The sequence below is a fragment of the Tropicibacter naphthalenivorans genome (assembly GCF_900176475.1).
GTDB classification, from domain to species: Bacteria; Pseudomonadota; Alphaproteobacteria; order Rhodobacterales; family Rhodobacteraceae; genus Tropicibacter; species Tropicibacter naphthalenivorans.
On record NZ_FWXX01000002.1, the window covers coordinates 379,223 to 392,163 of the forward strand.

The window sequence follows — 12,941 nt, forward strand, 5'->3', positions numbered from 1 at the left end:
GCTCCCCCGGGATATTTTTAAAGAAAAGAAAGGCGCGGGTCCGTGGGTGCGGTCGCGCCTTTCCTTGTTTTCTCAGGGGGAAAACCCTGCGGCGTTATTGCAGCAGCGGCGTGATCCGGCGGATGGCGGCGCGGCGGTTGGCGCGCTCATCGCTTTGGGTTTGCACCAACAGATCGCTCTCGCCGTAGCCTTGGAGCACCATGTTTTCCGGCGGCACGGCGAAGTATTCGGTCAGCGCGAGGGCCACCGATTCCGCCCGGCGGTCGGACAGCGCGAGGTTGTAGCCATAGCCCCCCACCGCGTCCGTGTGGCCTTCGATCAGGAAGACTTCGCCGGGGTTCTTGTCGATCAGGTCGCGCATGGCGTTGCCCAGCGTTGCCAGCTCTTCGGCCTCATCGGGGCGGATGGCGGCGCTGTCAGTGGCAAAGTTGATCGTGTCCACCGAGATTTCCGGCACCAGCTGGCGCACCGCGTCGATGTTGCGGATTTGGTTCAGCGAGAATGTGCGGTCGATCTTGGCCGTCTCTTGCGCGGCCAGAGCGGCTTCGAGGTTATCCACCTCTACCGTTCGGTAGTTGACCGTGTTGCGGTCGGTGGTTTGCGGCAGATCGTTTACGACCACCTCTTGCTGGGCTTGTGTGTCGTCAAAGAGGACGACTTCGGTGCCGTCCTGCAGGGTGCGGGTGCGGCGCAGGACGCGGCCATCGTTCGCGCGCACTGTCTCGACGGTGGTGCCGTCGTTGTAGGTGATCACGGTGCGGGTCGAGCCGTCGTCATAGCTGTAGGTCTGCACCTCGGCGCCGGGGCGGCGCAGCAACACGTCGTCATTGCGCAGCACGCGGTACTGGCCGTTGCCGTCCTCGACCACCACGCGGTCGCCCGAGTTGGACACCACCTTGTCGTCGGCGTTCAGGATCTCGTTCAGCGCCACGGCCCCAAGGCCGATCAGCGCGGCGGTTTTGAAGTCGCGCAGGCTGTCGTCGCCGTTGCCGCCATCGGCAGCGGGTTCATTGGCGGGGGCTTGCGCCATGACGTCGGTGTCAAAGTCCTGATCCGAGCGGCGCACATCGGCGTCGGCGACGGTTTCCTCCGAAACTTCGGCCTGCGCGTCCGCATCGGCGGCAGCGGCAGCGGCGGGGGCGTCATCCTGGGCGGCCACCGCATCGGCTTGGGCCTGAGCGTCCATCTGCGGCGGGTCCTGCGGAGCTGGTTCCTCCTGCGGGGCGGCGATCACCTCGGGGGCTTCGGGCTCGACCGGGGCGGGATCGGCGGCGGCCTGCGCTTCGGCGTCAGCTTTGGCCTCGGCTTCCGCAAGGGCGGCGGCGAGGTCTTCGCTCTCGACCGGCTCAGCCGTTTCGGCGGGGGCTTCGGCGACGTCAGCAGGCGCTTCGGCGGCGGGGGCTTCAGCGACCTCGGCGGGGTCTTCAACCGGCGCGCCCTCGGCGGGGGTCGGGGCGATGTTGGCTTGTTCGATCACCTGATCGATCATCTCGGGGTTTTCCAGGACCTGCGCGCGCAGCGCTTCGTCGGTCAGCAGCAGGTCGACCACGGCGCAGTCCACACCCGCAGGCAGATTGGGCAGCGTGCCGCCATCCTCGCAGGCCTGCGAGAGTTGCTGGAGGCGTTCGGTGACGCGCGCCGGATCGGCACGGGCCGCCAAGGCCAGCAGGTCGGCAAGGTCACGCGCGCCCTTGGCATTGGCATTGGCGTTGATCTGCGCGTTGATGTTGGCATTGGCGTTCTGAGCGAGGCTTTGCTGCGGCAGCGAGAGCGCCAGAACGCTGGCCGAGACGGTCGCCATGAGGATCTGTTTCATCGAAGTGTCCTTTCCTGTTGCCCGATGCGGGCTTGGAGACAGAACGCCGTTCGATGCGACAAAGTTGCATGGCCGGGATGCAATGGCGGGGATGCGGGGAGCGTTTAGGCCGTGACCTCGCCTTGACACAGCCGGATAAAATCCTCTCTGAGGCCCGCTTGCCAATCTGCCAGAAAGCGCAAAGCCTGCGCCTGCATCCACTCGTGTTGACGAGGCCAATCCTCTTCGTCGAGGGCATCGGCATCCAACGTCACATAAAGTCCCCAGACGCCTTTCGGGCTGCATTCACTCTCAGCGTCAACCAAAGAGGGATAGGACGCGAGCGCTGACAGCCAGCGCTCGATGTCTTCTTCTTCGTGCTTGCCAATGCTCAGGTACGCCCCAACCCGATCATTTTTAAGATTCCGGTACAATACAATGCTGGCGGCACCGCTTTCCGTGCGCAAATCCGGCGGAAACTTCAGGTTCATCCAGCCTTGATTGGGCGCACGGGATGGCGGGATCAGGTCCGAGGCGTCGCCGTATGCCTCCAGAAACGCCCCCCAATATTCCATCCGTCCCTGATAGCTGACCATGGTTGCGGTCTTTTTCGCCTCCGTCTCTTTCTGCGCCATGCGGATCATGTAGTCGGCGGCCTCTGGGGGCGGGATGACCTGTTGCAGGTCGATCAGCACGTCGTCGTCAAGACGGTACGGCTTGACCTTGATGCAGCGCGCGTCGATGCCGTAGTCGCGCAGCCAGAGCACGGTCGAGGTGACCTCTTTGCGGAAATCCGTGGCCACCATGATGACCCGCTGGCCGGTGCCATCGTTGAGGATCACATCGTCGAGGGTCTCTTCGCCCAGAAAGTCGCACAGGCTGTCCGAGGCCGAGGTGCCGGGATCGTAGCGGTCGAGATAGGCCTGAAAGGCGGACACAATCTCGGACTTTTGCATGGTCGAGCAGTAGGCGGCGTATTTCAGCGCCTGCCAGACCACGTCGCGGCCGCTGTCGTCGAGCTTGTTCTCGATGATGACCAAGCGCCCCTCTTTGTCCAAAGCCAGCAGGTCGAGCCGTTCGCGCGTGCCATCAAAACCGTCGAATTCCTTTTGGATGATCAGCAGCTCCTCGCCCAGGGCCAAGGGGTCGGTCGCGATCCATTCTTGCAGGTGGTCCCGTTCGCGGAACGAGACGTCTGACAGGGTGGTTTCGGGCAGTTTTTGCAGACGGTTGCCGGAACGGTCGATACGGTACATGGGAACGGGCCTTTGACGTAGGGTTGCCGTCAGGGTGGCCCGCCCTGCCCCGCATGTCCACCCCTAGAGCAGCGCCATAAGCCGTTGTTTTTCCCCCGCATCGTCGGGGCGGGAAATGGCCTCGGCGAGGTCTTCGAGCGAGGCGATGGAATGTCCGGCGCGGAAGCTGTGGACGTGGGGCAGCATGGCGCGGATACCGGACGCCTTGGGTGCAAAGCCATCCCAGCGCAGCAAAGGATTGATCCAGATGAGGCGGCGCGAGGACAAGTGCAGACGCTCCATTTCCTTTTCCAGCGCGCCCGCGTCGTCGCGGTCAAGGCCGTCGGTGATCAGCAAGACCACCGCGCCCTGTCCCATGACCCGCCGCGACCAGTCGTGGTTGAACTGGTGGAGGCATTCGCCGATGCGGGTGCCGCCCTCCCAGTCTTGGGCCTCGGCCCCGGCGGCCTTGAGGGCGGCGTCCACGTCGCGGGTGGCGAGGTGGCGGGTGATGTTGGTCAGACGGGTGCCAAAGGTGAAGGCGTGCACCTTGGCCCAGCCCTGCCCCTTTTCGTTGGCCACCGCGTGCAGGAAATGCAGCACCATGCGGGAATATTGGCTCATGGAGCCGGAAATGTCGCACAGCACCACGAGGTTGGGCCAGCGCGGGCGCGGCTTGGCATGGGCGATGGAACGGATCTCGCCGCCTTTGCGCAGCGCTTCGCGCAAGGTCCGGCGATAGTCGGTGCGCGCGCCGGTTTGCGAGGCGATGGAGCGGCGCGATTGGATCGGTTTGACGGGGAGTTTCATGCGGGCCAGCATCCGCTTGGCCTCGGCGATTTCCTGCGTCGACATCTGTTCGAAGTCAAGGCTGCGCAGCTTTTCCTCGTAGGACATGGTCATCGAGGCGTCGATTTCGATCTGCTCGCCGCCTTCGTTTTGCTCTGCCTCCGGGACTTGCGGCATCTGGTCGCCAAGGAGCGCCTGCGCCGCGCGTTTTTCAGCCGATTGGGCGAGCTTTTCCTCTTGGACGCCGCGTACCGCGGGCAGCATCATCGACATCATGTGCTCGAGGAACCGCGGGTCGCGCCAGTAAAGGCGGAAGATCTGGGCAAAGACCACGCGATGTTCGGGGCGGTTCACGAAACAGGCGTGGAGCGTCCAGTAGAAGTCCATGCGGTCGGTGAAGCCCGCCGCCTGCACCGCGTTGACCGCGTCGATCACCCGCCCCGGCCCCACCGGCAGCCCAGCCCGCCGCAGCGCCCGCGCGAAGTGAATGATGTTCTGCGCAAGCCGTGGATTGTCGGGGATTTCGAGAGGGATGTATTCGGCCATTGGGGTGCTCTCGGGGTTGGTTGGTCGGAGTGGGGGCGCTGCCCCGTCTCACCGGAGGTGAGCCACTTGAAGGTGTAAAGGGGGGGGGCGCTGCCCCCCTGCCCGTTGGGCATTCCCCCCGGGATATTTTCAAAGAGAAGAAGCGCACGGCGTGGTGCCTTGGGGTGGCGGTCGGGCCTGCCCCAAGGGACGCCTTTGTCGTCATGCCTCTTCGAGGGCTTTCTTGCTTTCGTCGAGGATGCGTTTGGCTTCGGAGCCGTTGATCTTGGCGATGTCGTCCTGGTATTTCAGGATCGCGCCCAGCGTGTCCGAGATGACCTCGGGGGAGAGGTCGACCACGTCCAACGCCAGCAGGCATTTCGCCCAGTCGATGGTTTCCGCCACGCCCGGTTTCTTGAAGATGTCCTCGGTGCGCAGGGATTGCACGAAGGCGATGATTTCGCGGGACAGGTTTTCCGAGACCTCCGGAGCGCGGGAGCTGAGGATTTCCACCTCGCGGTCGAAGTCGGGGTAGTCCACCCAGTGGTAGAGGCAGCGGCGTTTCAGGGCGTCGTGCACTTCGCGCGTGCGGTTGGAGGTCAAGATGACGATGGGCGGTTCTGGGGCCTCGATGGTGCCGATCTCGGGGATGGTGACCTGGAAGTCAGAGAGCGCTTCGAGCAGGAAGGCCTCGAACGGCTCGTCGGTGCGGTCCAGCTCGTCGATCAGCAGGATCGGTGCACCGTTTTCATCGGGGCGCATCGCTTGCAGCAGCGGGCGCTCGATCAGGTAATCGGGGCCGAAAAGCTCGTCGTTCAGCGCCTCGCGATTGGCCCCGCCCTGCGCCTCGGCTGTGCGGATCGCGATCATCTGCGCCGGGAAGTTCCATTCGTAGACCGCGCTCGAGGCGTCGAGGCCTTCGTAGCATTGCAGGCGGATCAGTCGGCGGTTCAGCGCCTTGGCCAGCGCCTTGGCGATCTCGGTCTTGCCGACGCCGGCCTCGCCTTCGAGAAACAGCGGGCGGCCCAGCTTGAGCGACAGGAACACAACGGTGGCCAGCGCGCGGCCGCAGACATAGCCGGTCGAGGCGAGTTCGGACTGCACCTCGTCGATGGTATTGGGAATAGGCATGGACGTCCTCCTTGGCCCCTTGTGTCCCAAGAGGTTAAGGCGGGGTCAATAGCGCCAAGGTCGCACATGGGCATATGATCTGGCGCAAAGATTGACCCCGTGGAAAGGGGATGTCATGATTCGCACGATAAGAAGGCCGGGGCAAACCCGGGGATTATGGGCAGATATTTAGGATGATAAGCCGTTTTCAGCGGGGCGCGCCATGCGCATAACCGCCGTCACATGTGTCAAGAACGAAGGCCCGTTCCTATTGGAATGGATCGCCTATAACCGTTTGATCGGCGTGACCGATTTCCTGTTTTACTCCAACGATTGCACCGATGGAACGGACAATCTGCTGGACGCTCTGGCGGCGCGCGGGGGCGTGGTGCACCTGCCCAACCCAGCGCGCAGCCGCAAGTACCAGATGGAGGCGCTGAAAGATTGCCCGCGCCAGCCGGTGATTGGCGCGTCGGACTGGGTCTGGGTGGCGGATGTGGACGAGTTCCTGAACATCCATGTGGGCGATCACACCCTGCCCGCCTTGATCGAGGCTTGCGGCAACCCTCAGGCGATTTCCGTGACCTTTCAGTACTTTGGCAATGACGCGGTGTGGGATTTTGTCGACACCCCGGTGATCGAACAATTCACCCGCTCGCACAATCCCGACCTGTGGTGCGCCGATCCGCAGATGGAGGTCAAGACCCTGACCCGGCGCGGCTTTCCCTTGCAGTATTTTGGCGCCCATCGCCCCTATTTCCGCGAGGCGATCCCCAAGGATCACTGGCCGGTCTGGACCGATGGCGCAGGCCGCCCCGTGCATGACAAGTTCAAGGTGCCGCCCAACCCGCGCCGCAGCCGCAAGTTCCACTGCGCCGGGGCACGCAAATACGCCACGCTGAACCACTACGCCCTGCGCTCGCTGGACAGCTACCTGGTCAAGAACGACCGGGGCGATGTGAACCGCGCCAACCGCGCCTTTGACGACACCTATTGGCTGGAACGCAGTGACGTGGCCTATGAAGATCGCTCAATCCTGCGGCACTCGGACGCGCTGGCACAGGCGCTGGCGGTGATGAAATCCGACCCAGAGATCGGGCGCTTGCACGAGGAATGCGTCGCGAGGCACCGCGCCAAGCGTGACGAGCTGCTGGCGCAGGAACCCTATCGGCTGCTCTACGATCATCTCAAGGGACTGCCGCCCTACCCGCCCGGCGAATACGCCCTGATGCAGGAGCTGGGGCTGGCATGAGCGTGAAACTGGTCAATCTGGGGCTGCCCAAGTCGGGTACGACGACGCTGGCGCACGCGTTGCAGCAGGCGGGCTGGCACGCCGCCGATCACAAGGTCCGGCGCATCCACACCAAGGATCCCACGCTGGGTGGCACCTTTGTGGGGCGGCAAATCTATGACGGCTATTACCAAGGCGACCCCTTCAAGCGGCTCGACCTCTATGATGCGCTGACGGAAATCAACGTCCTGAACGGCGATGTCTCGCTCTGGCCGCAGTGTGATTACGCAGTGCTCAAGGCGATGCGGCTGGCGCGGCCCGATATGCTGTTCGTGGCGACGTGGCGCGATCCGGCGGAGGTCGCCGACAGTATGCGGCGCTGGAACAACCTCGGGACGGACCGTTTGCCCAACGCTTGGGTGCCCGGCCTGCCGCGCGGCTATGGCACCAGCGACGCCGAGCGGATCCGCTGGATCGAGGGGCATTACGACATGCTGCGCGACGTCTTTGGCGACGATCCGCGATACTTGCAGTTGGACATGGCGGCGGAGGACGCGCGCGAGAGGCTCTCGGCCCATATCGGCGAGGATCTGCCTTGGTGGGGGCGCGTGAACGTCAACACCGACAACCCGGCGACGGCGCCAGAGTCGGGGGCAGTCTGATGCGGATTTACGTGCATATCGGCCCCGACGCGGCCACCGCCACGCGCCTGCAACAGGTGATGGACGCGGGCCGCGACGCGATGCTGGCCCAAGGCGTGCTGTTCTCGCGCGCACCCGGCGCGCGCAACCACACGCGGCTGTTCATGGCCGTCACCGATCCCGACAACGTCGACGTTCTGCGCTACAACCGCGAGTTTGTCAGCGCCGCCGCGCAAGAGGCCCTGCAAGAGGACGTCGCGCGCCAGTTGCTCCAAGAAGCCCAAGGGACAGACGCCCGCGCGCTGATCCTCTCGGCGCATCAGCTGGGCAACAGCCTTGTGTCCCGGACCGAGTTGCAACGGCTCAAGGACATGCTGACGCCGATCTCGGACGACATCCGCATCGTGGCGCATTTGGACGATCCGGCGCGGCTGCTGGTGCAGCGCTATGGCGCGCAATTGCTAGAAGGGCGCAACCGCGCGCTTGATCTGGAACTGGCCTGTCTGGGGCCGGATTACCGCAGCACAGCCTTGGCGACCCGTCCCGACAGCGACCCCGCCAAGGGCCAAATCATGGACGTGCAAGGCGCGAGCTTTTGGCTCGATTTCAAGGCCTTGCAGACGGAATGGGAAAGCGTGTTCGGCGCGGGCAGCGTGTCTTTTCACAGCATCGCGGCGGACAGTCTCTATGCGCCTGAAGTCACCCAAGACATCGCCGCCGCCTTTGGGATAGACGCCCTGCCCCCCGCTGAGGCGGACAAAGCCCCGCGCCCGCCCTCGGCGGCGTGGCTGACGCGGTGCCGGCTGTTCAATGACGCCGTCCTGCGCTTGCTGAACAAACAAGACGTGCGCATCCCGCGCCCCCTCTGGCGCAAGTTCCTTGCCGAACTCAAGGTGCCCGGCGCGGGGATCAAACCCGGCGCGCTCCATGCCGTGTCCCAGCATTTCGCCGCCGACATCGCGCAGCTTTGCGCCCAGCACCCCGGCCTTGATCCGGCGCACATGGCCCCCGATGCGCCGCTGGACCCGTGGCAAGAGGCGGGCCCGACGCGCGGCTTTCGCGCCACGCAGTACCTGATGGCCTTTCGCCCGCGCATCGACGCCGCCACCGCCGAGGAAACGCAGGCCCCGGCCCCAGAACCAAAACCAGAGCCGCAAGACATCAAGCTGCCGGACAATCTCGACCAGTTCCTGAGCCCCGCCGCGCGCACTCTGCTGCCGCCCGAGGCCAAGCTGAACTTTATCAAACTCCAAGCCTCTCCGTTTGCGCCGCACAACCGCATTGGCCGCGTAAACGAGGAATTGCCCGCCCCGCCCTATACGCCTGCCGACACGCGCCCCATCCCCGATGGCAGCACCGGACGCGTCATCGTCGCCTGCATGAAAAACGAGGCGCCCTATATCCTTGAATGGATCGCCTACCACCGGGCCATCGGGTTCGACAATTTTCTGATCTACACCAACGATTGCGAAGACGGCACGCAGCACATCCTGACCCACCTCCAAAGCCTTGGGATCGTGCAGCACCGCGACAATTCCAAGTGGCGCGGCAAGTCCCCACAGCAGCACGCGCTGGACAAAGCCTTGAAAGAGCCAATCGTCCAGAACGCCGCATGGGTCGCGCATCTCGACGTGGATGAGTTCATCAACATTCGCTGCGGCAATGGCACCGTGGACGATCTGCTGAACCACGTCCCCGATGCCACCCACATCGCCATGACGTGGCGCTTGTTCGGGCACGGCGACGTGACCACCTTGCAGGACCGTCTGGTGATCGAACAATTCGATGCCTGCGCGCCGAAATACTGCCCCAAGCCGCACACCGTCTGGGGGTTCAAGACCTTTTTCCGCAACACCGGCGCCTATGGCAAGCTGTCCTGCCACCGGCCCAACAAGCTGCAACCGGGGTTTGAAGCCAGCGTCAAATGGGTCAACGGCTCGGGCGTCGATATGACCGATGCGTTCATCAAGAACGGCTGGCGCAGCTCGCAGCGCTCGATCGGCTATGATCTGGTGCAGCTCAACCATTACGCCTTGCGCTCACTCGACAGCTTTCTGGTGAAGCGCCAGCGTGGGCGGGCCTTGCATGTGGATCGCACCATTGGGCTGAACTACTGGGTGCGTATGGATTGGAACGACAATCGCGACGTGACGATCCAGCGCAATATTCCGCGCGTGCGCGCCGCCGTGGCCGACCTATTGGCCGATCCGGTCTTGGCCGATCTGCACGCGCGCGGGCTGGCCTGGCATCAGGCGCGGGCCGAGACTTTGCGCAACACGCCGGAATTTGCCGACCTGGCGCAGCAGGCTTTGCAGGTCAAGCTGACGGAAACCGAACGCGTGGCCTATTCCCTGACCTTGGACATGGAGACCTGAGATGACCCAAAGCCCTCCGGTTCCACGCTCGCCCTATATCATGTCGCGCGGGATGCGCATTCCCAAGCATCCGCAGATCACGCGCGGCCGGGTGCGCGGCGCCTTGCGGGATGATCTGTACGAGCGCAAGGAATGTGACGCGGTGATGCGCGTGGTCCAGCCCGGCGACCGGGTGCTCGAGCTTGGCGGCGGGCTGGGGTACATGTCGACGCTTTTGTCGGTGAAAAAGGGGGTCTCGCGCGTCATCAGCTATGAGGCGAACCCGGCCCTGATCCCCTACATCCGCCAAGTGCACGAGGCCAATGGCGTGACCAATGTCGAGGTGCGCAACGCCTTGCTGTCGCCGCAAGCGGGCGAGCCGGTGCCCTTCTACGTACGGCGTAACTTTCTGGGGTCGTCCATGGACCGCGAGGCCGATGTGAACAGCATCACCGCCGAGCATATGATCGAACGCCACGCCCTTGCCCCCGTGCTGCAAGAGCTGTGCCCCGACGTGCTGGTCTGCGACATCGAAGGGGCCGAGGCCGATCTGATCCCCGCGGGCGACTGGTCGGGCCTGCGCGCCGCGATCATCGAGCTGCACCCGCAGTGGATCGGGCAAACCGGCGTTCAGGCGGTGTTCGACGCCATGCACAAGGCCGGTCTGACCTATTTCCCCAAGGCGTCCGAGGCCAAGGTCGTCACCTTTCGGCGGGGCTGGTAAATGGCTGCGCCGACCATCACCGCCGTGCTGTGCGTGCGCAACGAAGGGGCGTTCCTGCTCGACTGGATGGCACATCATCTGGCGGCGGGGGTGACCCACGTTGTGGCGCTGAGCAACGATTGCGACGACGGGACGGACGCGATCCTTGACCGTTTGGAGGCGATGGGTCTGGTGACGCATCTGCGCAACGACGGACCCTATGACAAGGGCGGCATCCAGTTCACCGGGCTGAAAGCCGCCGACAAGCTGAACGCTGTGAAACGCGCCGACTGGCTGCTGGCGCTGGACATTGACGAGTTCGTCAACGTGCATGTGGGGGACCGCACCCTGCCCGCCTTGATCGACCACCTGCCGGACGCCGACGCCATCACCCTGACGTGGCGGCTGTTCGGCAACGCAGGGGTGGTGCGCTACCAAGACACCCCCGTGACGCAGCAGTTCACCCGCGCCGCCCCAGAGGTCATGTACTGGCCGTGGCGCGCCGCGATGTTCAAGACGCTCTACCGCAACACCGGGATTTACCGCAAACTGGGCGTGCACCGCCCGCGCAACCCCGATCCGGCGCGCGTCGACGGGGCGCGGTGGTTCGACGCCCATGGCCGCGAATTGGACGGGCAATTCCGCAAGCGGCGGATTTTCTCGAACTATGGCCGGCCGATGTACGGGCTGGCGCAGCTCAACCACTATCCGCTTGGCGCGATGGAAAGCTACCTGCTGAAAGCCGACCGGGGGCGCGCGGTGCATTCCGATCACGTCTTGGGCATGGATTACTGGGTCGAGCGCAACTGGTGCGAGGCCGAGGATACCTCTGTGACCCAGTTGGCGGGCGTGGCCGAGAAACGCGCCGAATTCGCCGCCGATCCGGTCCTGAGCGATCTGCATTCCAGTGCCGTGACATGGCGGCACGCGCGGTTTGACGCGCTTATGGCTTTGGAGCCGATGCGCGCGCTCTTTGCCCGTTTGCTGATGACGCCCCCGGCCCGGCCCATCCCTTTGGAGGCGGCGCAGGTCCTGGCCACGCACGCGACCCGCGCCAAACAGGCCGAGGGCGATTAACCAATCTGGCAGGCCCTCCGCCGGGGAAAACCGCCGAAAAACAGATCCTTAGACCCAAAGCCCGCATACCCCCGCCGCGAAACCTTCGCCCTTTTTCCACGCCTTAACCACAATCTCGCCCGGATCGCGGGGCATTGTTTCCTCAAACGCCGCAAAACAACGGCGGTTCGAGGACTGTGGGCAATGCAACGTAACGACCAAGCTTTTTCTCCTGATCTCAGCAAATTGCCGCGTAGCGAGTGGCTGGAGGCTTTGCGCAAAATCGGACAAGAGCGCGGCTTTGCCGAACCCTTGGGCAAGGCGCACGCGGGCGTGTTCGTCGAAGAAGGCGACACGCTGCTGGTCAGTTTCGAATCCATGTCCGGGATCGAAGCGCTGTCCGACACCCGCACCCCGCTGGGATGGGACATGGTGCAAAGCCACGGCTGGTCGTCGCTGTCGGTTCTGTCGCACGGCGATACGTGGTTCCGCGACCCGCGCGTTTACGGGTTTTTCGACCAACTGCTGGACGACGGCTTTTTCGACGACTTCGAGAACGTGATCTTCTACGGTGCGGGGCCCTGCGGTTATGCGGCGGCGGCCTATTCCGTGGCGGCCCCCGGCGCGCGCGTGTTGCTGTTGCAACCCCAAGCCACGCTGGATCCGCGCATCACCGAATGGGACGAGAGGTTCACCGAACAGCGCCGCCGCGATTTCACCTCGCGCTATGGCTTTGCCCCCGACATGATCGACGCCGCCCACCGCGCGCATGTGATTTATGACCCGCGTGAGCGGCTGGACGCCATGCACTCGGCCCTGTTCGAGCGGCGCAATGTGCGGCGGTTCCGCGCGCCGTTCATGGGCGCGGCCTTGCAGTCGGAATTCCGCACGCTGGATGTCTTGCCCTCGCTGCTGGCCGCCGTCGCCGAAGACCGTCTCGACACGCGCGCCTACGCCCAGATCATGCGCATCCGCCGCGACCACGCGCCCTACCTGCGCAAGCTGTTGGCGCATCTGGACCATGACGAGCGGTTTGGCCTGTCGCGGATGCTGTGTCAGAACGTGGTCAGCCGGAAAAAGGCGCCGCGGTTCCGTCGCCGTCTGGCGGAGCTTGAGGCGGCTTTGGACTAAGCCCGTCAGTCGCGGCGGTTCAGGATCGCCTCGCGGATGTTGGCTTGGAAATACCCCAGCGCCGCGCCAAAGACAAAGACGAACACCCGCGCCCAAAGCCCCAAGAGCGCGCAGAGCGCAGCGCCCAAGAGCAAGCACAACAGCAGCGAGGCCGCCCGCCGGTCCTGCACGTCCGGCAGGTTGTCCGCGCCTAAAAGGCTGACCAAGGCTTCGGTCATTTTCGGCTCTGCCGGGCGCGCGGCGTATCCGGCCACCACCCCGATTATCAATGTCAGGATCATCCCTGCCCCCCAGATCGTTTGCCCCCCGTTTGCCCCCTTGTAGCGCGCCTTTGCCCACTGGTGAAGCGCCGCGCGCCGTGCTAACGCGAG

Annotated in this window: 11 protein-coding genes; 6 read left to right on the forward strand and 5 right to left on the reverse strand. The window is 64.4% G+C overall.

Annotation, left to right across the window (positions count from 1 at the left end):
• Nucleotides 1-94 precede the first annotated feature (94 nt).
• From B9A11_RS06105 to B9A11_RS06120, 4 genes are all read right to left on the reverse strand, one after another.
• Nucleotides 95-1,816, reverse strand: a complete 1,722-nt coding sequence (locus B9A11_RS06105) for an OmpA family protein (protein ID WP_058246781.1) — start codon at nucleotides 1,814-1,816, stop codon at nucleotides 95-97.
• 104 nt (nucleotides 1,817-1,920) lie between these two features.
• Nucleotides 1,921-3,051 carry a hypothetical protein gene (locus B9A11_RS06110; RefSeq protein ID WP_058246780.1) on the reverse strand — a complete coding sequence of 377 codons (1,131 nt, stop codon included), beginning with the start codon at nucleotides 3,049-3,051 and terminating at the stop codon, nucleotides 1,921-1,923.
• Nucleotides 3,052-3,114: 63 nt separating this feature from the next.
• A complete protein-coding gene (locus tag B9A11_RS06115; protein WP_058246779.1) occupies nucleotides 3,115-4,365 on the reverse strand; it encodes a vWA domain-containing protein in 1,251 nt (416 codons plus the stop codon).
• A gap of 201 nt (nucleotides 4,366-4,566) precedes the next feature.
• Nucleotides 4,567-5,475 carry an AAA family ATPase gene (locus B9A11_RS06120; RefSeq protein WP_058246778.1) on the reverse strand — a complete coding sequence of 303 codons (909 nt, stop codon included), beginning with the start codon at nucleotides 5,473-5,475 and terminating at the stop codon, nucleotides 4,567-4,569.
• A 202-nt stretch (nucleotides 5,476-5,677) separates the two neighbouring features.
• Here B9A11_RS06120 and B9A11_RS06125 point away from each other — a divergent pair, with 202 nt between their 5' ends.
• The 6 genes from B9A11_RS06125 to B9A11_RS06150 all read left to right on the forward strand — a co-directional run bounded on the left by B9A11_RS06125 (nucleotide 5,678) and on the right by B9A11_RS06150 (nucleotide 12,570).
• The gene (locus B9A11_RS06125) at nucleotides 5,678-6,706 is read left to right on the forward strand and encodes a glycosyltransferase family 2 protein (RefSeq protein WP_058246777.1); all 1,029 of its coding nucleotides are present in this window, start codon (nucleotides 5,678-5,680) and stop codon (nucleotides 6,704-6,706) included.
• Nucleotides 6,703-7,347: a sulfotransferase gene (locus tag B9A11_RS06130; RefSeq protein ID WP_058246776.1), complete on the forward strand. Its 645-nt coding sequence runs from the start codon at nucleotides 6,703-6,705 to the stop codon at nucleotides 7,345-7,347. The genes B9A11_RS06125 and B9A11_RS06130 overlap by 4 nt, the downstream gene beginning before the upstream one ends.
• Nucleotides 7,347-9,701 carry a glycosyltransferase family 2 protein gene (locus B9A11_RS06135; protein ID WP_058246775.1) on the forward strand — a complete coding sequence of 785 codons (2,355 nt, stop codon included), beginning with the start codon at nucleotides 7,347-7,349 and terminating at the stop codon, nucleotides 9,699-9,701. The genes B9A11_RS06130 and B9A11_RS06135 overlap by 1 nt, the downstream gene beginning before the upstream one ends.
• Nucleotide 9,702: 1 nt before the next feature.
• On the forward strand, nucleotides 9,703-10,404 hold the full coding sequence (locus tag B9A11_RS06140) for an FkbM family methyltransferase (RefSeq protein ID WP_058246774.1): 702 nt from the start codon (nucleotides 9,703-9,705) through the stop codon (nucleotides 10,402-10,404).
• A complete protein-coding gene (locus B9A11_RS06145; RefSeq protein WP_058246773.1) occupies nucleotides 10,405-11,460 on the forward strand; it encodes a glycosyltransferase family 2 protein in 1,056 nt (351 codons plus the stop codon). It begins immediately after the preceding gene.
• A 183-nt stretch (nucleotides 11,461-11,643) separates the two neighbouring features.
• Nucleotides 11,644-12,570 (forward strand): hypothetical protein, encoded by a 927-nt coding sequence (locus tag B9A11_RS06150; protein WP_058246772.1) that lies wholly within the window; start codon nucleotides 11,644-11,646, stop codon nucleotides 12,568-12,570.
• A gap of 5 nt (nucleotides 12,571-12,575) precedes the next feature.
• Here the strand turns inward: B9A11_RS06150 and B9A11_RS06155 are convergent, their stop codons facing one another.
• Nucleotides 12,576-12,851 (reverse strand): hypothetical protein, encoded by a 276-nt coding sequence (locus B9A11_RS06155; RefSeq protein WP_058246771.1) that lies wholly within the window; start codon nucleotides 12,849-12,851, stop codon nucleotides 12,576-12,578.
• Nucleotides 12,852-12,941: the final 90 nt, after the last annotated feature.